The 20,461-nt window shown below is 76.1% G+C and carries 8 protein-coding genes; 2 read left to right on the top strand and 6 right to left on the bottom strand.

The window, feature by feature from the left end; genetic code table 11:
• Positions 1-95: 95 nt before the first annotated feature.
• The 6 genes from ACIQWA_RS08195 to ACIQWA_RS08220 all read right to left on the bottom strand — a co-directional run bounded on the left by ACIQWA_RS08195 (position 96) and on the right by ACIQWA_RS08220 (position 10,708).
• Entirely contained in the window at positions 96-1,913 is a 1,818-nt protein-coding gene (locus ACIQWA_RS08195) for a non-ribosomal peptide synthetase (RefSeq protein WP_402479768.1), read from the bottom strand.
• A 26-nt stretch (positions 1,914-1,939) separates the two neighbouring features.
• Entirely contained in the window at positions 1,940-3,115 is a 1,176-nt protein-coding gene (locus ACIQWA_RS08200; protein WP_402479770.1) for an acyl-CoA dehydrogenase family protein, read from the bottom strand.
• Positions 3,112-6,204 carry an amino acid adenylation domain-containing protein gene (locus ACIQWA_RS08205; protein WP_402479773.1) on the bottom strand — a complete coding sequence of 1,031 codons (3,093 nt, stop codon included), beginning with the start codon at positions 6,202-6,204 and terminating at the stop codon, positions 3,112-3,114. The genes ACIQWA_RS08200 and ACIQWA_RS08205 overlap by 4 nt, the downstream gene beginning before the upstream one ends.
• A gap of 260 nt (positions 6,205-6,464) precedes the next feature.
• Positions 6,465-7,721, bottom strand: coding sequence for a non-ribosomal peptide synthetase (locus ACIQWA_RS08210; RefSeq protein ID WP_402479775.1), 1,257 nt, complete (start codon positions 7,719-7,721; stop codon positions 6,465-6,467).
• Positions 7,722-7,801: 80 nt separating this feature from the next.
• Positions 7,802-9,163, bottom strand: coding sequence for an MFS transporter (locus tag ACIQWA_RS08215; RefSeq protein ID WP_402479777.1), 1,362 nt, complete (start codon positions 9,161-9,163; stop codon positions 7,802-7,804).
• A gap of 405 nt (positions 9,164-9,568) precedes the next feature.
• On the bottom strand, positions 9,569-10,708 hold the full coding sequence (locus ACIQWA_RS08220; protein ID WP_402479779.1) for a PP2C family protein-serine/threonine phosphatase: 1,140 nt from the start codon (positions 10,706-10,708) through the stop codon (positions 9,569-9,571).
• 950 nt (positions 10,709-11,658) lie between these two features.
• Here ACIQWA_RS08220 and ACIQWA_RS08225 point away from each other — a divergent pair.
• Both ACIQWA_RS08225 and ACIQWA_RS08230 read left to right on the top strand, forming a co-directional pair.
• The gene (locus ACIQWA_RS08225) at positions 11,659-16,797 is read left to right on the top strand and encodes an amino acid adenylation domain-containing protein (protein ID WP_402479782.1); all 5,139 of its coding nucleotides are present in this window, start codon (positions 11,659-11,661) and stop codon (positions 16,795-16,797) included.
• A 2-nt stretch (positions 16,798-16,799) separates the two neighbouring features.
• Positions 16,800-20,459: a type I polyketide synthase gene (locus ACIQWA_RS08230; protein ID WP_402479785.1), complete on the top strand. Its 3,660-nt coding sequence runs from the start codon at positions 16,800-16,802 to the stop codon at positions 20,457-20,459.
• Positions 20,460-20,461 lie beyond the last annotated feature (2 nt).

The following is a 20,461-nucleotide window of genomic DNA, read 5'->3' on the forward strand; positions in this document are numbered from 1 at the left end:
TACGGGGCCGGACGGGGCCAGGTACACGGGGCCGGACGGGGCCCGCGGTGCACGGGGCCGGACGGGGCCCGGTGCAGCGGGACGGCTCCGGGACCTCAAGCGAGGGACGCGCTGGGCATCCGCTCCTCGACGAGCCGTGCGACCGCCCGCAGGTCGGGCTGGCGCAGCAGCAGCGGGGCGCGCAGCCGTACGCCGTACTCCCCCTCCAGGGACTCCAGCAGTCGGGCGGCGGCCAGCGAGTTGCCGCCCGACGCCAGGAAGTTGTCGCCCGGGCCGACGTCGGCGCGGCCGAGCAGCTCGCGGCAGAGCTTCACCAGGGTGCGCTCGACCGCGGTGTCGCCGTCCTCGCCGACGGCCGCCGGGGCCGCGGGCTCGGCGGCGAGCGCGGCGAGCAGCGCCGCGCGGTCCACCTTGCCGTTGGGGTCCAGCGGGAAGGTGTCGACCAGCTGTACGGCCGAGGGCACGGCCTGCTCGGGCAGCCAGGGCCGGACGGCCTCCAGCAGGCTCGCGGTGTCCGCGTCGGCCTCGGCCTGGACGAAGGCGAGCAGTCGGACGCCGCCGGTGGCCGCGGCCTCGGCGGCGACCACGGCGCGGCGCACCCGGTCGTCGCGCTCGAAGGCGGCCTCGACCTCGGCGGGTTCGATCCGTACCCCGCTGACCTTGACCTGGTCGTCCAGCCGGCCGTGGAACTCCAGCACGCCGTCGGCGCGCATCACCACCCGGTCGCCGGTGCGGTAGACCCGGTCGGTGCCGTCCACGCCGGGGGGCGCCTGGACGAAGCGGCGGGCGGTCAGCTCGGGGTCGAGGTAGCCGGCGGCCAGGCCCCGGCCGCCGATCCGCAGCTCGCCGGCCGTCCCTCTGGGCACCGGGTCGCCCTGCTCGTCGGTGACCAGCAGGACGGCGCCGGGGATCGGCAGGCCGATCGGCGGCGCACCGGCGCCGTGGTCGCCGCCGGGCGCCATGGTGTGCACGGTGGTGGCGACGGTGGCCTCGGCGGGGCCGTAGGCGTTGTGGACGGTCGCGGTGACCTCCGGCCCGGGGGCGCGGCGCAGCCGGTCGCCGCCGACCACCAGGTGGCGCAGTGCCAGCCCGGCGGGCCAGGGCCGGTTGAGGATCGGCTCGGCCAGCGGGGTGGGCAGCAGGGAGACCGTGATGCCCGCCTCGCGCCACCAGTCGGTGAGCGCGCCGGAGTCCCAGCGGACGCTCTCGGGAGCGACGACGAGCGCGGCGCCGGAGGTGAGGGTGGCCCACAGCTCCATCACGTGCGGGTCGAAGGCGACGCCGACCAGCAGGCTGTGCCGCTCGCCGGGGCCGAGGCCGGTGAGCTCGCGGTACCAGTGCAGCAGCGCGCCGAGCGCCGGTTCGGTGACGGCGACGGCCTTGGGGGTGCCGGTGGAGCCGGAGGTGAGCACGGCGTAGTGGGTGCCGACCGGCACGCTCACCTGCTCACCGGGCGTCAGGGCGGCCAGCAGGCCGGGGGTGGGCAGGCCGGGCGTGGGCAGGCCTGGGCTGGGCAGGTCGAGTTCGAGGCGCTCGCCGCCGGGCGGCAGCACGGCGGCCTCGCCGATCAGACAGGCCGGGCGCAACTGCTCGGCGACGGCCTGGAGGCGCTTCTCGCCGGGGCGCGGGCCGAGCGGCAGGTGGACGGCGCCGAGTTTGGCTATCGCCAGGGTGACGGCGGCCAGCTCCGCCGAGTGGCCGAGGCAGACGCCGACCAGGTCGCCGGCGCCGACCTTGCCGCGCAGGGACTCCGCCACGGTGTCGGCGAGGCGGTCGAGTTCGGCGTAGCCGAGGGTGCGCCCGCCGTCGATCAGGGCGGGCGCCTGCGGGGTGCGGTGCGCCCAGGTGGTGAACAGGTCGAGGACCGCGCCGTCCTGGTGCGGGCGGCCGTAGCCGATGCTCAGGGATTCCATCATCGTCTCCAGATGCGTGCGTGACGTCAGTTCAGGCCCATGGAGCGGGCGATGATCACCTTCTGGACCTCGGAGGTCCCTTCGATGATCGTCGTCATCCGGACGTAGCGGTACAGGAATTCCAGGGGGTGGCCACGCACCCAGCCGGTGGCGCCGTGGACCTGGAGCGAGCGGTCCACCGCGCGGACGGCGGTCTCGGAGGCGGTGAGCTTGGCGAGCGCCGCGTTCTCGGGCGCCTCGGTGCCCTCGTCGACCAGCCGGGCGCAGGCGAGGGTGAGCAGCTTGGCGCACTCCACCTCGGCGCGGGTGGTCACCAGGTGCTCCTGGATGTGCTGGTACTCGCCGATCACCTTGCCGAAGGCGCGCCGCTCGCGGGCGTACTCGACGCCGATCCGCAGCGCGTACTCGGCGATGCCGTTGCACATCGCGGCGACCACCAGGCGGCCACGGGAGAGGCTGTCCATGGCGAGGGCGGTGGCCGCGGCGATGCCCTCCTCGCCGCCGATCACGGCCTCCGGACCGACGGTGACCCCGTCCAGCAGCAGCTCGAACAGCGGCTCGCCGGACATCCCCTCGTAGCGCTGGCCGATCCGCAGGCCGGGCTGGTCCATCGGCAGCACGAAGGCGGTCGCCCCGGCGGTCGGGCCCTTGCCGTCGCCGAGGTCGGTGGCGGCCACCACCAGGGCGATCCCGGCGTGTTCGGCGTTGCTGACGAAGGTCTTGCGCCCGTTGAGCACCCAGCCGTCGCCGGTGCGCACGGCGGTGGTGGTGAGGTGGAAGGCGTCCGAGCCGGCCTGCGGCTCGGTGAGCGCCAGGCAGCGGGTCTGCTCGCCGCGCACCAGCGGGATCAGGTGCCGCTCGATCTGCTCGGGGGTGCCGTGCCGCAGCAGCGGGCTGGGCCCGTCGGAGCCGGCCAGCGCGTAGGGGGCGAGCACGCAGCCGCTGCGTCCGGCGGCGTGGTGCAGCAGCACCACGGCGGTGAACGGCATGTCGGCGCCGCCGAGTTCCTCGGGGTAGTCGCCGGCGTAGAAGCCGAGCGCGGCGGAGCGCTTGCGGACGTAGGCCCGCAGGTCACTCGGGACCTGGTCGGCGGTCTCCGGCAACTCGGCGGCGAGCGGGACGAGTTCGCGGCGGACGAAGCTCTCGAAGGCGTCCACGAGCTCGCGGTGGCCGTCCTCCAGGACGGCGGAGGGGGCGGTCACTTGACGTCTCCGGTGAGGACGCGCGCCTGGTCGGCCAGGACGGCGTGCCGGAACAGGGTGCGCAGCGGCGGGCGGCTGCCCAGGTGGGGCTCCAGGAAGGCGGCGAGCTGGGCGGCGAGCAGCGAGTGGCCCCCGACCTCGAAGAAGTGCGAGTCCGGGCCGAAGCGGTCGTGGCCGAGCACCTCGCGCCAGGCGGTGGCGATCAGCTCCTGGCCGGGGTCGGTGAAGGCGCTGGGCTCGCGCTCCTGCTCCTGCTCGGCGGGGGCCCGGTCGGCCAGCCGGGCGAGGGCGGCGCGGTCGGGCTTGCCGCCGGGCAGGATGGGCATGGCGGCGACGGCCGTCCAGGTGGCGGGGACGAGTCCGCCGGGCAGCCGGCGGGCCAGCGCGTCGTGCAGGGCGGCCTGGTCGGGGCGGTCGGCGCCCTCCAGGAAGCCGACCAGCCGGGGGCCGGTCTGCGGGTCGTGGTGCAGCAGCACCGCGCAGGAGCGGCCGCCGAGTTCGGCGGAGGCGGCGGCCTCGATCTCCTCCAGCTCGATCCGGTGGCCGCGCAGCTTGACCTGGTTGTCGGCGCGGCCGAGGAAGCGCAGGCGCCCCTCGGTGTCGCGGTAGCCGCGGTCGCCGGTGCGGTAGACCCGGGCGCCGTCCAGGCCGGGGACGGTGATGAAGCGGGCCGCGGTGGGCTCCGGCAGGCCGACGTAGCCTTCGGCCAGCAGGCCGCCGCTGACGGCGAGTTCGCCGACGCAGCCGTACGGGAGCGGGCGCAGCGTCTCGTCCAGGACGTGCAGGCGTACGCCGTCGAGTTCGGCGCCGAGCGGGATCTCGCCGTCCTCGGCGACGTCCTCGGCGGTGACCCGGTGGACGGTGGAGGTGACGGTGGCCTCGGTGACGCCGTAGGCGTTGAGCACCGTGGTGGCCTCGGTCAGCCCGGCCAGGGCGCGGGCGGGCAGCCGCTCGCCGCCGAGGACGAGCAGGCGCGGCGTCCAGCGGCCGTCGCGCAGCGCCTCGCGCAGGTCCTCGCGGACCGCGAGCAGGTAGCTGGTGGGCAGGTTGGCGACGGTGACGCCGCGGGCGGCGAGCACGGCGACCAGCTCGGGCCCGGTCGGCACCTCGCGCTGCGGCACGACCAGCGCGGCGCCGACCGCGAGGGCGGGCAGCACCTCCTCCAGCGACACGTCGAAGGAGGGCCGGGCGAACAGCAGCACCCGGTCGGCGGCGGTGAGTTCGTAGCGGGCGGCGATCGCGGCGACGTACCCGGCGAGGGCCTCGCGGCCGACCAGGACGGGCTTGGGCACGCCGGTGGAGCCGGAGGTGTGGATGACGTACGCGCCGCCCTCCAGGACGGCGGCGGGCTCGGCCTTCGGGAAGGCGGGGCCGTCCAGCAGCGCCGGGGTGACGCCCTCGGCGGGCAGCGCGAGCGCGCTCTGCCGGGTGGCGAGGACGAGCGCGGGGGCGAGCCGCTCCAGCAGCAGGCCGAGCCGGGCGGCCGGGTCCTCGGTGGACAGCGGCGCGTGGACGGCGCCCAGGCGCAGGCAGGCCAACAGGGCGACCACGCTGTCGGTGCCGCGCGGCAGCACGGCGGCCACCGGCTGGCCGGCGGTGACTCCGGCGGCGCGCATTCGGTCGGCCAACTCGCTTACCCGGCGGTCCAGTTCGCCGTAGGTGATCCGCTCGGTGCCGGCCAGCAGGGCGAGCGCGGTGGGGTCGTGGGCGGCGGCCGGGTCGAGTCCGACCGGGACGACCGGGGTGGCGGGCTCGGCCGCGGGCTCGGGGGCCAGCGCGGCGAGCACCGTCTCCGGGGCGTCCAGGTAGCGGCGCAGCAGCTCCAGCAGGCGCTCGGACAGCAGCACGGCCCTGGCCTCGCCGAACAGGTCGGCGTCGTAGTCCCAGATCAGGGTCATCCCGGCGGCGCCGTGCTTCTCGCCGACCACCCGGCGGTCGTCGGGCAGCAGCACCAGGTCGAGGTCGAAGCGGGTCGTGCCGGTGTTGAAGCCCTCGTACAGCGAGACGTCGAGCCCGGGGGCCTGGACGTCGGGCAGCGCGGCGTCGTGGGCGCTGAACATCACGTTGAACAGCGGGTTGTCGGCGCCCCCGGTGTGCAGGCCGAGCCGGCGGGTGAGCTCCTGCACCGGTAGGTCCTGGTAGGGCAGGGCGCGCATCAGGACGTCGGTGACCTCGTCGACGGCCTCGGTGCCGGAGGCGGCCGGGTCGAGCCGCAGGCGCAGCGGCACGGTGTTGACGAACATGCCGACGGTGCCCTCGAAGCCCTCGGGGCGGTTGCCGACGGCGGTACCGACGGTGACCTCGCGGTGGCCGCTGTGCCGGCGCAGCAGTTCGGCGAACAGGGCGAGCAGGGTGCTGAACGGGGTGTGCCCGTCGGTCCGGCTGCGCTCGCGCAGCCGCTCGGCGAGGTCGGCGCCGATCGACTGGCGCAGCTGCCCGCCGCGGTGGCGGCGCTCGACGCCGGGGTGGGCCAGCCCGGGCAGGGTGACCTCGCGCGGGGCGTCGGCCAGCTCCTTGGTCCAGAAGGCGAGGGCGCGCTCGCGGGCCTGCGGGTCGGCCTCGGTGCGGGCGTGCTGCTCGTACGAGGGGGCGGTGGCCAACTCGTAGGACTCGCCGAGGACGTGGGCGCGGTAGACGGTGAACAGGTCGCGCAGGAAGATCGCGAAGGAGTGGCCGTCGTGGACGAGGTGGTGCTCGACGTGGATCAGCCGGTGGTGGTCGTCGGCGAGCCGGACGAGGTGCCAGCGCAGCAGCGGCGCCCGCTCGGTGTCCAGCGGCTCCTCGGCCTCGGCGGCGAGCAGGGTCCGGAACGCGGCCTCCGGGTCGGCCTCGGCGGCGAAGTCGCTGTGCCGCAGCTCCGGCCGGCAGTCCTCGGCGACCCGCTGGCCGGGGAGGCCCTCCGCCCGGGGCACCAACTCCAGGCGCAGGCCGGGGTGCTGGGCCAGTACGGCGGTGAGGCCGGCCTGCAGGGCGTCCCGGTCGAGGGTTCCCCACAGGTCGAGGACGCCGGTGAAGTTGTAGGCGCGGCTGCCCGGCTGCATCTGCTCGTGCAGCCAGACGATCTCCTGCGAGGGAGAGAGTGCGAACATGGGTGATTCCCTTGTGTGGTGGGCGTGTCGGCACTGCGGTGGCCGGGCGCGGGCGTGGGGTGGTCCCGGCGCGGCCGGTGGGGGCCGGACCGCACCGGGGTGGGGGCGCGGCCCGGGGGTCCTGGGAGGTGGAGGCGGTCCTTGGAGTGGTTGTGGCCCTTGGAGTGGTGGTCCTGTGAGGTGGATGTGGCCCTTGGAGTGGTGGTCCTGTGAGGTGGATGTGGCCCTTGGGGAGGATGGGGTCTGAGGGGCCGTAGCGTCTAGAGGTGACGGCGCAGCACGGCCAGCAGCTCGGCGAAGGCGGCCTCGGCGTCGGCGGCCGGGAAGCGCTCGTCGTCCCAGGCCAGGCGCACCGTCAGCTCCTCGCCGTGGGAGGCGGAGACGGCCGTCGGCGCGGCGAGCGGGCGCCCGGCGAGGTGGACCTCGCGGCCGGGGACGCCGCCGAGCACCAGCGGCGGGCGGCGCTGGAGGTCCTCGAAGGTGAGCATCGCGTCCAGCCCGCCGGACCAGGGCGATCCGGCGACCCGGGCGGCCCGGACCACCTCGTCGAAGGGGGTTCCGGCGTGGTCGAGGTCGTCCCACCAGTCGTCGCAGAGCGCTTCCAGGTCGGTGGCGGGCCGGGTGGGCACCGCGTGCACCAGGGTGTTGAGGAAGCAGCCGAGCGCGGCGGGCGCGCCGGGCGGGCGGCCGCCCCACGGGTAGCCGAGCGCCAGCGGGCCGTCCGCGCGGTGCAGGCGCCTGGCGGCGGCGCCGACGGCGTCCAGCAGGGCGGGGAAGATCGCGCCCCGGGCGCTCGCCGGGACGGCGGGCAGCCGCTCGACCAGCATCCCGGTGGTCCGCGCGGCGCCGCCGCCCGCCCCGGTCAGGCCGCCGAGCCGGCGCCCCCAGTGGGCCTGGGCGGCGGGCCCGGCGGCGGACTCCTCGGCGGCCAGCTGGAGTTCGACGGCCTCCCGGAAGTCGGCGACGGCCTGCGGGCCGGGGCCGGGCGCGGACGGCTCGTCCCGCCGGTAGGCCTCGGTGAGTTCGCCGACCAGCGCCCCGAGCGACTGCTCGTCGCAGGCCGCGTGGTCCAGCGCGAGGGCGAGCAGGTCCTCACCGCCGTCCGGCTCCCGGGCCACCAGCAGGCGCAGCGCGGGCCCGTCGAGCGGCCAGTCCAGCAGCGCCGCGCGCAGCGCCCGGTGGGTGCCGGCGTCGGGGTCCACCTCGATCCGGGCGACCTCGACGGAGGGGCCGCCGGTGCGCAGCACCGGGGTGCCGCGGACGGTCACGAAGGCGCCGCACAGCGCCGGGTGGGCGGCCGCGACGGCGGTGGCGGCGCGGCCCAGCCGGTCCAGGTCGAGGGCGCCGGCCGGGTAGGCGAAGAACAGCGGGGCGACGTCGGAGCGGGTCTGCGGGGCGAGTCGGCGGGTGATCAGGAACCGCCGCTGGGCGCCGGTCAGCGGGAGCAGTTCCATCGGGGAGTCGGCGGCAGCGGCGCGGTACCGGGCGAGGTAGGCGGCGGTGATGCTGGCGTGCACGGAACGGTCTCCGGTCTCCGGTGTCGGCTCGGTCGGGTCGGTTCGGGTCGGTTCAGTTCGGTTCGATCACGTTCGGTCGGTCAGGTGGTGCTGGGGCTCGCCGCGGGCTGCTGGGCGTCGTCCTGGCTGCCCTCGCTGCTCTCCCTGCCCTCGCCGTCCTGGCCGCCCTCGCCGCCCTCGCCGCCGGGTCCGGCCGGCGCCGTGGGCAGGTCGCGCATCCGCCGCAGCGGCGAGAGCAGCAGCGGCACCGGCACCAGCAGGAATCCCAGCGCGCACAGCCACAGCGCGGCGCGCGGCCCGGCCCAGTCGGCGACGGCCCCGCCGCCGAGGGCGCCGATCGGCAGGGTGCCCCAGACCAGGAAGCGCATGGTGGCGTTCATCCGCCCGAGCAGTTCGGGCGGGCAGACGCTCTGCCGGAAGCTCACCTGGGCGACGTTGTAGGCGACCGCGCCGAACAGCACCACGCCGGAGCCGACGCCGAACAGCACGGCGCCGGGGCCGCCGCCGGACAGCGGCCACAGCAGCGCGAACGGCGCGGTGACCACGGTGGCCAGCCAGATCAGTCGGGCCTGCCCGACCCAGCGGGACAGCTGCCCCGCGCACAGCGCGCCCGCCAGCCCGCCGACGGCGGAGGCCGACAGCAGGGCGCCGATGGCCCCGGGCGACAGGTCGAGCACCCGTACCCAGAAGACGGTCTGAACGGCCATCAGCACGGCGGCGAACAGGTTGGACACGGCGGTGGCGGTGGCGATCGCCCGCAGCAGCGGGTGCCCGAGCACGAAGCGCACGCCCTCGGCCACCTCGGCCCGCAGCGAGCGCCCGGGCTCCGGTTCCGGCAGCTCCTCCTCGACCCGGATCCGGGCCAGCAGCAGTGCCGAGGCGAGGTAGCCGCAGGCGTCGGCCACGATGGCGAGCGGTGCGCCGAGCAGTTGGACCAGCCCGCCGCCCAGGCCCGGCCCGGCGATCTGCGCCGAGGAGCGGACGGTCTCCAGAGCGCCGTTTCCGGCGACCAGTTGCTCGCGCGGCAGGACGGCGGGCAGGAAGGACTGGTGGGCCACGTCGAAGAAGACCGTGGCCACCCCGGTGACCAGCGCGACCAGGTAGAGCTGGGGCATGGTGAGCACCCCGAAGGCCGCCGCCGGCGGGATCGAGCCGACCGCGAGGCAGCGCACCACGTCGGCGCGGATCAGCACCGGGAGCTTGCGCATCCGGTCCAGCCAGGCGCCGGCCGGCAGGCCGACCAGCAGGAAGGCCGCGGTCTCGGCGGCAGTGAGCAGGCCGACCTCGAAGGGGGTGGCGTCGAGCACCACCACCGCCACCAAGGGCAGGGCGACCAGGGTGACCTGACTGCCCGTCTGGGCCGCCGCTGCCCCGGACAGCAGGAGCCGGAAGTCGCGGTGGCCGAACAGACGGGCCTGGCGGGGGTGAGGCTTCTCGTTCATCGATGCGACTCTCGGTCACGCATTCGACACGGGGCAAGCAACAGGTCCCTTTCCGGACGTTCCCCGGCTCGGCCGGATCCCGCCACCACGGTGACCGGCCCCGGCACCTCCCTTACGAGCCCTTATCCCCCGGCGCCGCTCCCGCGCACACCCGGCCCGGCCTGCCCGCCAAGGCCTTCACCGGTCTCCGGGGTTTCCCGGACGGCTCCCGACCAGGGCGTCCATTTCCTCGTCCGGTATCCGGACACCCGCTTTCCGGCCACCGGCCAACACCCGCCAACTTGGCCGGAATCCATGGAGTAGGCAGCTTCCGTAACCTCACCGTGATATCGGCGTAACCGTTCGGAGCCGTGCCCCGCCACTCTCGGTCGCCGCCCTCGGCCCGCCGCACTCAGCTCGCCCCGCTCAGCCGGCCGGGTCCACCGGAGCCAACGGAGCCACCTGAGCCGGAGGATTCGCCCGCGGGAGCCGGGTGACCGCCAGCACCGCCATGTCGTCGTCCCGCGGGCCGCCCGTCCACCGGGCCACGTCCGCCACCAGTGCCGCGACTGCCTGTTCCGCCCCCGCGAAGGGCCCGAGCGGCGCCAGTCCGCGCACCGGGTCGTAGAACTCCCCCGCCGCGTCCCGCGCCTCGGTGACCCCGTCGGTCACCAGCAGCAGCGTGCTCCCCGGCGGGAAGGGCCTGGTCTCCACCTCGGGCCAACCCGCCCCCAGTGCGCCCATCCCGAGCGGCAGCCCCGGGTCGGCCGCGTCCCACCGGCTCACCCCCGCCCCGCCGCCGTCCAGCAGGTACGGCCCGGGGTGGCCGCAGTCCACCGTCCGGGCGACCGCCTCCCCCGGCGGGAACTCCACCAGCAGCGCGGTGATGAACCCCTCCAGCCGCAGTTCCTCGCCCAGCCCGGCGCTCTCCCGGGCCAGCGTGCGCTCCAGGGCCTCCGCGAGCCCGGCGAGGTCCGGCTCCCGGTGCGCGAGCTCCCGGAAGGCCCCCAGCAGCACCGACACCGCCCCCACCGCGTGCAGCCCCTTGCCCCGCACGTCCGCGATCAGCACCCGCACCCCGTACGGAGTGGCCTGCAACGCGTACGCGTCCCCGCCGATCAGCGCCTCGTCCTGCGCCGCCCGGTAGCAGGCCGCGACCTCCAGCCCCGCCACCCGCCCGGGCGGCTCCGGCAGCACCGCCCGCTGCGCGGCCTCCGCCACCGACCGCACCCGCTCCAGCCGGCGCCCGTGCCGGGCCACCAGCCGGTTCACCCCGATGCCCAGCAGCGCGGCGAAGGCGGTGTTGACCAGCTCCAGGTAGCCGCTCCCGGTCCCGATCGAGCCGTCCCGCGCGGAGAGCACCAGGATCCCGGCCACGTTCGCCAGCGCCACCGCGACGACGTCCCGCAGCGACAGCAGCGCCCCGGCCAGCACGGCCGCCGCCGCCAGCATCGGGTCGCCCCAGTAGTCGGCCGGGTCCAGCGCGTCCCACACCAGCCCGCCGACGATCAGCAACCACGGCGCCAGCCGCACGTACGGCGGCCACTGCGCGGACCTCGGGGCCATCGGCCACCTGGCTTCCGTCTCGCCTGCACCCACGCGCTCGTCCGGCGAGCGGGAGGCTCCTCCGATCGTAGGCACGGAGCCCGGCGGGGCGCGCGAGGTGGCGGGAAGGGCCACGGGCCCCGGCGGACGGCGGCCCGCCGGCCCCCGCCGGGCACGGAAACCAAGACCCTCGGCCCCTGCCACCGGCGGATCGAAGCTGACAAGGTGTCAGCGTCGAAGATTTTCAGCCACACCTCCCCGCGCGGCCCACCCCGGGGCAGGGCCTCGACGCACCTCCGGGAAACCGCCGCGACCCGCTCACCGGACCTCCACCCGACGTACCCCGTGGCGTGAACGAGGAGGTCAGCCCGACGGCCACCTCCCCGACCAGGGCCCGGATCCCGCGCACCGGCACACCCGTCCGCCCACGACCGACGGCCCACTGTCACTCCCCGCCACCGGACCGCCACGGACCGATGGCCCTCGAAGTGGCACCCAGTGCCCAGCCGGACCGAAGCATTCCGGCCAGAAGCCGGGAGGCCCTTGTCCGGCGCGACGAATGATCCTTACGTTGTTGACGCGACACGATCATCTTTTGGTTCACAGGGGGACAGGCACAGTGGGTTCAACTCGAACGACGCTCTCACCCGAGGCAGTTCACCCCTCGGGCGGCTGTCGCCTCCCCCGCCCCGTGTGACGGCCTAGCCCACGGGCGCCCGCCACCCGGCGCCTCCGCGCGCCCGACGGCCCCGCGTGCCCCGCGCCCCCGTTCGCTCCCTGCCGTGCGGCGCCCCGCACGCCCGCCCGAGCGACCACCGTCGAGAATCCCTGAGCCGTACCCCGCGCACGCGGTCCGGGCGGTCCCCCCTGGGGCCGTCCGCCCGTGGGCTGCCGTCGCGCGCCCGGGCCGACTCCCATCATCCGGACCTTCATGCCCACCGCCCTGGGCATGCCCTTCGTGAGGACTTGACATGGAAGCGTGGCTGAGAGAGCGGAACGACACGGCGGCTCCCCTCCCGGAGGGGAGCCTCCCGCAGGTCTTCGAGAAGCAGGTGGCCGAGACCCCCGACGCCGTCGCGATCGAGGCCGCCGACGGCGAGCTCCTCAGCTACGCGGACTTGAACACCAGGGCGGACGTGCTCGCCCGGCGCCTGGCCGGGGACGGGGTACGGCCCGGGGACCGGGTCGCCGTCCTGATGGAACGCTCGGCCGCGCTGGTGGTGGCCCTGCTCGCGGTGGCCAAGACCGGCGCCGCCTACGTGCCGCTGGACCTCCGCTCACCCGAGTCCCGGCTGCGCTCGATCCTGCACCGGCTGGACTGCGCGCTGCTCCTGGTCGACGGCACGACCGAGCACCACGCCCTCGCCGCCGAGGGGCGGACCCTGCTGGTGGGCCCGGGCGCCGCGCACGACACCGCGGACGGCACTGCGGACGGCACTGCCCTGGACACGCCCGACGCCGTGGGCACCGCAGCCACCGAGGCCGACCCGCTCCCCGGCCCCGACAGCGTGCTCTACGTGATGCACACCTCCGGTTCCACCGGCGAGCCGAAGGGCGTCCAGGTCACCCACCGCAACGTGGTGGCGCTCGCCTCCGACCGGATCTGGCGCGGCGGCGCCCACGAACGGGTGCTGTTCCACTCCCCGCACGCCTTCGACGCCTCCACCTACGAGCTCTGGGTGCCGCTGCTGTCCGGCGGCCGGGTCGTGGTCGCCCCCGAGGCGGTCAACGCCGTGCTGCTGCGCCGGCTGGTCGGCGGCGGCCGGGTCACCGGACTCTGGCTGACGGCGGGGCTGTTCGGCGCGCTGGCCGCCGGAGACCCGGGCTGCCTCGACGGGGCGCGCGAGGTCTGGGTCGGCGGCGACGTGGTCTCCCCGCTCGCGGTGTCCCAGGTGGTCGCCGCCTGCCCCGGCATCTCCCTCGTCAACGGCTACGGCCCGACCGAGACCACGACCTTCGCGACCCGCTACCGGATCCACCCGGGCCCGCCGCTGGGCGACGACGTCCCGATCGGCAGCCCGATGGACAACACCCGCGTGTACGTCCTCGACGAGAACGGCGCGCCGGTGGCGCCCGGCGTCGCGGGCCAGCTGTACATCGGCGGGGAGGGCGTCGCCCTGGGGTACGCCGCCAGGCCGGATCTCACGGAGGAACGTTTCCTCGCCGACTCCTTCGGCGCCCCCGGCGACCGCATGTACGCCACCGGTGACCTCGCCCGTTGGGGCGAGGACGGGAACCTGCGCTACCTGGGCCGTGCCGACCGCCAGGTGAAGATCAACGGGTTCCGGATCGAGCCCGGAGAGATCGAGGCCGCCGTCACCGCGCACCCGGGGATCGCCCAAGCCGCCGTCGCGGTCGAGAAGCTCGACGACGGCAGCGGCCGCATCCTCGCCTACGCCGTCGCCTCCGGCGCCGTCCCCGACCGCGAGTCGGTCCGCCGGGGCCTGGCCGAGCGGCTGCCCGGGTTCATGGTCCCGGCCGAGCTGGTGTTCCTCTCCGAGCTGCCGCTCACCCGCAACGGGAAGATCGACCGCGACCGCCTCGGCGATCCGGCCCTGCGCGTCGACAGCGCCGCCGGAACGGGCCGGGCCGTCTCCGGCCGGAGCGTCACCGACCTGGTCGCCGCCCAGGTCCTGGCCCGGCCCGAGGCCCCTGCCGTCCAGGACCCGGTCACCGGCGCCGCCCTGACGTACGCCCAGCTGTGGCACCGGGCCGGCACGCTCGCCGACCGGCTGGCCGCGGCCGGGGTCGGCCGGGGCGCGGTCGTCGCCGTCGACCTGGACCGGTCGGTCGAGCTGGTGGTGGCCTTCCTCGGCATCGCCCGCAGCGGCGCCGCGTACCTGCCGCTGGACGCCGGTGCCCCCGAGGACCGGGTGGCCGACATCATCGCCGGCTCCGGCGCGGCCGCCGCCGTGGTCGGCAGCCGGCGGCGGATGCCCGCCGGGCTCACCGTGCTGACCGCGGACGCCGACCCGGGCACTGGCGAGCCGCAGCCCGGTGCGTCTCAGCCCGGACAGGCGCAGCCCGGCCCCGCACACCCGGCGGCGGGCGGCGAGGACCCCCTCTACGTCTGCTACACCTCCGGCTCGACCGGCCGCCCGAAGGGCGTCCTGGTGCCGCACCGCGCGGTCATCCGCCTGGTCGAGGGGGCCGTCTACTGCCCGATCGAGCCCGGTGACCGGGTGGCCAACACCTGCAACCCCGCCTTCGACGTCACCACCTGCGAGATCTGGTCCACGCTGACCTCCGGCGGCACCATCGTCCCGCTGCCGCTGCTCACCGACCTCACCCTGGACGAGTGGACGGCGCTGGTCCGCGAGGCCCGGATCGCCACGATGTTCCTCACCACCTCGCTGTTCCACACCGTGGCCTGGGAGCAGCCCGACGCCTTCGCGCCGCTGCGCAACCTGGTGGTCGGCGGCGAGCAGCTGGACCTGGCCGCGACCCTGCGGGTCCTGGCCGCCGGGCCGCCCGCCCGCCTGGTCAACGGCTACGGCCCCACCGAGGCCACCGCGTTCGCCACCTGGTTCGAGTGCACCGCCGAGAGCCTGGCCGGCCGCGAGCGGGTCCCGATCGGGCACCCGCTGCAGCAGACCACCGCGTACGTGCTCGACGACGACCTCGCCCCGGTGGCGCCGGGCGAGCCCGGAGAGCTGTGCCTCGGCGGCCCCGGCGTGGCGCTGGGCTACCTGGGCCGGGCCGAGCTGACCGCCGAGCGCTTCGTCACCGAGCCGCGCACCGGCGAGCGGATCTACCGCACCGGCGACCTGGCCCGCGAACTCCCGGACGGCGCGCTGGAGATGACCGGCCGCCGGGACCGCCAGGTGAAGCTGCGCGGGTTCCGGATCGAGCTGGAGGAGATCGAGCAGGCCGCCGTCGCGACCGGGCTCGTCGAGGCCGCCTTCGTGGAGAAGCTGGGCGAGGGCACCGCCGCCGAACTGGCCGGCTGCGCCGTGGTCGGCGCCGCGTCGGAGCCGGCCGGGGACGACCTGCCCGCGGCCCTGTCGGCCCGGCTGGCCGAGCGGCTGCCCGGGTACATGGTCCCGGCGCGCTGGCTGGTCCTCTCCGAGCTGCCGATCGGCCCGACCGGCAAGGCCGACCGGGCCCGGATGCTCGAACTCCTGGAGCAGGCCGGAACGGCGGCCGCCCCCGCCGGGCAGCCGGACGCCCCGGGGCGCGAACTGACCACGGCCACCGAGCTGTTCCTCGCCGAGATGTGGACCGAGCTGCTGGAACGGCCGGTCACCTCGGGCGACGCCTCCTTCTGGTCCCTGGGCGGCCACTCGCTGCGCGGGGTCACCCTGCTGGCCCGGATCCGCGAGCGGCTGGGCGTACGGCTGAAACTGCGCGACCTGTTCAAGCACGGCGTCCTGTCCGACCTCGCGGCCCACATCGACGCCCAGCGGGGCGCCACGGCGACGCCCGCCGCACCCGCCGCCGCGCGCGAGGAGTCCGCGGCCTCGGGCTTCCAGCAGCAGATCTGGCTGGCCGAGCGACTGGACCCCGAACCCGGCCGCTACAACGTGCCGTTCGCCTGGCGGCTGACCGGTGAGCTCGACCCGGCGCGGCTCGCCGAGGCACTCGCCCGGGTCGTCGAACGGCACGAGGCGCTGCGCACGACCTTCGAACAGGGGCCGGACGGCGTCCGCCAGCTCATCGGCGCGCCGTGGCGACCCGAGATCCGCCGGGACCGCTGCGCCGGCGCGTCCGAACTCGACGGGCTGCTGCGTGCCGAGGCGGACCGCCCCTTCGACCTGTCCGCCGGGCCGCTGCTCCGGGCAGGGCTGGTCGACACTCCGGACGGCCAGGTCCTCACCCTGACGATCCATCACATCGTCTTCGACATCTCCTCGTTGCCGCTGCTCCTCGCCGAGCTCCAGCGCGGCTACCAGGGCACCTCGACCGAGCCGGGCAAGCAGTACCGCGACCTGGTCGCGGCCGTGGAGCAGGGCGACCCCGAAGGCCTGGACCGCTGGGTGGAGCGGCTGACCGGCGCGCCCAGCCGCCTCCCACTACCGGCGCCGCCCGCCCCGCAGCCGCACGGCAGTGTCGCCCTCGACCTGCCCGCGGACCTGCTCCGGCGGATGCGTCCGCTCCAGGAGGAGCTGGGCGTGTCCTGGTTCATGGTGGCCGCCGCCGCCCTGATCGGCACCCTGCACCGCTGGACGGGCAGCAGCGACCTCACCTTCGGGTTCCCGACCGACACCCGGACCTCGCCCGAGTTCCAGGACGTCATCGGCCCCTGCCTGAACACCGTCGTGGTGCGCTCCCGGCACACCGACGGCGACACCCTCGCCGACCTGCTCGAAGCCACCCGGGACGGCATCCTGGACGCGCTGGACGACCAGCACGTCCCGTTCGGGACGGTGGTCACCGCGCTCAACCCGCCGCGCTCGGCCGGGTCCACGCCGTACCTCGACGTGGTGCTCGCCCCGCAGGCGCACGCCGAGGCGCCCGCCCGGCTGGGCGACCACGAGCTGCTGCCGCTGACGGTCGGCGAAGGCACCGCGACGGTGGGCAAGTTCGCGCTGACCCTGGGCCTGACCGTGGTCGGCGAGCGGATGTCCGGCTCGCTGCTGTACCGGGGCGACCGGCTCTCGGCCGAGGCGGCCGCCGAGCTGGCCCGGCGGTACGCGACCGTGCTGGAGGCCGTCCTGGAGGACCGCACCCGCTCGCTCGTCGGGCTGGTGCCGAACGCGCCGGCCGTCGCTGCGCCCGTCGTCCCGCCCGTCTCCACCCCCGCCGCTGCCCCGGCCTCGGGCTCGGCCCCGGCCGCCGAGGACGTGGTCGAGCGGGTCACCGCCCTCTGGTCGACGGTGCTCGGCACCGCCGACCTCGGCCCGGACGACAACTTCTTCGACCGGGGCGGCAACTCGCTCAAGCTGGTGACCCTGCACGCCGAGCTCTGCCGCGCCTTCGCGGTGGAGCTGCCGGTCCAGCGCCTGTTCGAGAACTCGACGATCCGGACCATGGCCCGCTTCCTCGCGGCCGCCTCCGGCCCGGCGGGCCCGGCCCAGGCCGCGCCCGCGCCGGCCGCCGCCCCCGGTCTGGACGCGGACGCGCGCGGCGCCGCCCGTCGGAAGATGCGGCCGCGCGCCGCGGGAAGGTGATCGTGGACACCGAAGCCGAACTCGCCGAGGGAGCCGTCGCCGTCGTCGGCATGGCCTGCCGCTACCCCGGCGCGGAGGACGTGCGCTCGTACTGGGCCGCCCTGCGGTCCGGCACCGAGGGGATCACCCGCTTCGACCCGGCCGCCCTGGTGGCGGCCGGGGCCGACCCGGAGCTGGTCCGGCGGCCCGACTACGTCCCGGCCCGCGGAGTGCTGCCGGCCTCGCGCGGCTTCGACTGGTCGTTCTTCGGCTACAGCCGCGCCGAGGCCGCGACCATCGACCCGCAGCACCGGATCTTCCTGGAGTGCGCGTCCCAGGCCGTCGACGACGCCGGGATCGACCCGACCCGCTTCCCCGGCTGGATCGGCGTCTTCGCCGGCGCCGAGGGCAGCACCCTGCCGCCGCGCGACGACGTCGACCCGATGGCCCAGGTCATCGGCGGGCGGCCGGACTTCCTCACCAGCCGGGTCGCCTACCGCCTGGGCCTGCGCGGCCCGGCCATCACCGTGCAGACCGCCTGCTCCACCTCACTGGTGGCGGTGCACCTGGCCGTCCAGAGCCTGCTCGCCTACGAGTGCGACGCGGCGCTGGCCGGCGGCGTCTCGCTGGCCCCGCACGGCGAGTTCGGCTACCTGTACCAGGAGGGCGGGATCCTCTCCCCCGACGGGCACTGCCGGCCCTTCGACGAGGAGTCCGCGGGCACCGTGCCCGGCGAGGGGGTCGGCGTCGTCGTCCTCAAGCGGCTGGAGGACGCGCTGCGCGACGGCGACCGGATCGCCGGCCTGGTCCTCGGCTCGGCGCTGAACAACGACGGCGGGGACAAGATCGGCTACACCGCGCCGTCCATCCCCGGCCAGCGGGAGGCGATCCTGCTGGCCCAGAAGGTGGCCGGGATCGACCCGGCCGACCTCGACTACGTCGAGGCCCACGGCACCGGCACCCGGATCGGCGACCCGGTGGAACTCCAGGCCCTCACCGACGCGTTCCGCCGCTCGACCGACGCCGTCGGCCAGTGCTGGATCGGCGCGGTGAAGAGCAACCTCGGCCACACCGGCTCCGCCTCCGGCGTGGCGGGGATGATCAAGACGCTGCTCATGATGGAGCACGGCGAACTGGTCCCCACCCTGCACTACCGGCGGCCCAACCCGCTGCTGCGGCTGGCCGAGACGCCGTTCCGGATCGCCGACCGACTGCAGCCCTGGCCGGAGCGCGGCGACAAGCTGGCCGCCGTCAGCTCCTTCGGCGTCGGCGGCACCAACGCCCATGTGGTGCTGGGCGGTTCGCCGCAGCGCAGCCGCCCGGCCGCCCGGGCCGGGCACCGGCTGCTCGCGGTGTCCGGCGCCTCCTCGGACGGACGGGACCGGCTCGGCCAGGCCCTGGCGGACCGGCTGGAGTCCGACGCCGCGGCCATGGCCGGGGGCGGCACCGGGTCCGTCGCCCTCGCCGAGGCCGCCCGCACCCTCGCCGGGCGCCGCCGGCACGACTGGCGCCGGGCCGTGGTGGCCGACAGCCCGCAGGAGGCGGCCCGCCTGCTGCGGGAGGCACCCGCCACCCGGGCCCCGGCCACGCTCGACCGGGTCGCCTTCCTGTTCCCCGGCCAGGGCACCCTGACCGGCGCCGCCGGCGCGGCCGCCCACCGGCTGCTCCCCGGTTTCCGGGCCTCCTTCGACGAGTGGTCCACCGTGGTCCGGGAGACCTGCGGGCTCGACCTCTCCCCCGTCGTCACCCCCGAGCGGGCACCGGCCGACTGGTTCGGCGACACCGTCCACCAGCAACTCGGGCTGCTGGCCCTCGGCCACGCCCTCGGACGGCAGCTCGCGGACTGGGGCATCACCCCCACCGCGATGCTCGGCAACAGCATCGGGGAGTACGTCGCCGCGACCCTCGCCGAGGTCTGGACCCCGGCCGAGGCGGCCCGGCTGGTCCACGCCCGGGCCACCGCCATGCGGGACACCGAGCCCGGCCGGATGGCCGCCGTCACCGCCTCCCCCGAGGAGGTGACCCGCCGGATCGGCGCCGGAAGCGCCGTCACCCTCGCGGTGGCCGGGCCGGAGCGGGTCGTGGTCTCCGGACCAGCCGCCGCCGTGGACGAACTCCTGGCCGGCGACGCCCTGGCGGGCCTCGACGTCCGGGTGCTCGACGTCGGCCGCGCGTTCCACTCCGCGACCATGGAGCCGGCGAGCCGGGCGCTGCGCGAGGCCGTCGCCGCCGTCCCCGGCCGGGAGCCCCGGCTGGGCCTGGTCTCCAACACCACCGGCGACTGGGCCGACCCCAGCGCCGTCCGCACGCCCGACTACTGGGCCGAGCAGCTGCGCCGCACCGTCCGGCTGGACGACGGCCTGGCCACCGTGCTCGCCGCGGACTGCGACACCTTCCTCGAACTCGGCCCCGGCACCTCGATGACCGGAGCCCTGCGACGCCACCGCGACTGGGACGCCGCCCGCACCGCCGTACCGCTGCTCGGCCGCAGCGGCGGGGACGGCGAGCGCGAACTCCTGCTCGCCGTCGGCGCACTCTGGGAGCGCGGCGCCGACCTCGACCCGGAGGAACTGCTCGGCGCGGACCGGCCGTTCCGGACCTCCCTGCCGGCGCACCCGTTCGACTCCCGGGACCCGGCCACCGAACCCGTGCGCCCCGCCCGGGCCCGCGCCCGGACCACCGTGGTGGCCGGGCCCGTCCACCAGGTCCTGGAACGCCTCTGGCGGACGGCACTGGGCGTGGCGTCCGCGGCCGAGGGCGACGACTTCTTCACCCTCGGCGGCGAGTCGCTGATGCTCGTGAGCCTGATGAGCGAGGTGCGCCGGCACACCGGGGCCGCCGTCCCGGTCGCCGACTTCACCGCGACGCCGACCTTCGGAGCGCTGGTGAAGCTGGTCGAGCAGCACGCCACCGAGACCGCGCCCACCCCGCCCGGTCTGGTGACGCTGCGCTCGGGCGTCGGCCGGCCGCTGTTCCTCGCCGCCGACGCGATGGGCAGCACCGGCAGCTACGGAACCCTCGCCTCGCTCGTCGACACCACCCGTCCGATCCTCGGGCTGGAACCCGACGGGGCCGACCGACCAGTGGGCAGCACCGGCCGGTTCGGCCGGCCCGTGACCATCGAGGCCGTCGCCGCCCGGAACGTGGCACTGCTGCGGCAGGCGCAGCCCTCCGGTCCGTACACCCTCGGCGGCTGGTCCTTCGGCGCGGTGGTGGCGCACGAGACGGCGCGGCAACTCACCCGCGCCGGAGCGGAGGTCGACGTCCTGTTCTGCCTCGACGGCTTCGCGCCCGACCGGCGCGGACTGCCGATCGCCACCGACCCCGGCTTCCTCGCCGGGAACCTGCGGCTCCAGCTGGACGCCGTCCTCGGCACCGGCACGGTCGGCGGGCGACTGCGCCGACTCCCCGCGCTGCGGCGGCAGTTCGTCGCCAACATCGGCGCCGTGCTGCGCTACCGGCCCCGCCCGGTCGGCTGCCCGGCGGTGGTGCTCAAGGCGGCCGCCGACGAACGCGCCGCGGCCCTGCTGCGGCGCGACCTGCGGCAGCTGTACACGTCGGTGGAGGTGCACCCGGTCCGCGGCGACCACTGGTCGGTCCTCGCCGAACCCGACGCCCGTCCGGTCGCCGCGCACCTGGCGACGATCCTGGCCGGGACCACGGCCGCGACCGGAGGTGAGTGACC

This window comes from Kitasatospora sp. NPDC098652 (assembly GCF_044760155.1).
Classification (GTDB): Bacteria; Actinomycetota; Actinomycetes; order Streptomycetales; family Streptomycetaceae; genus Kitasatospora.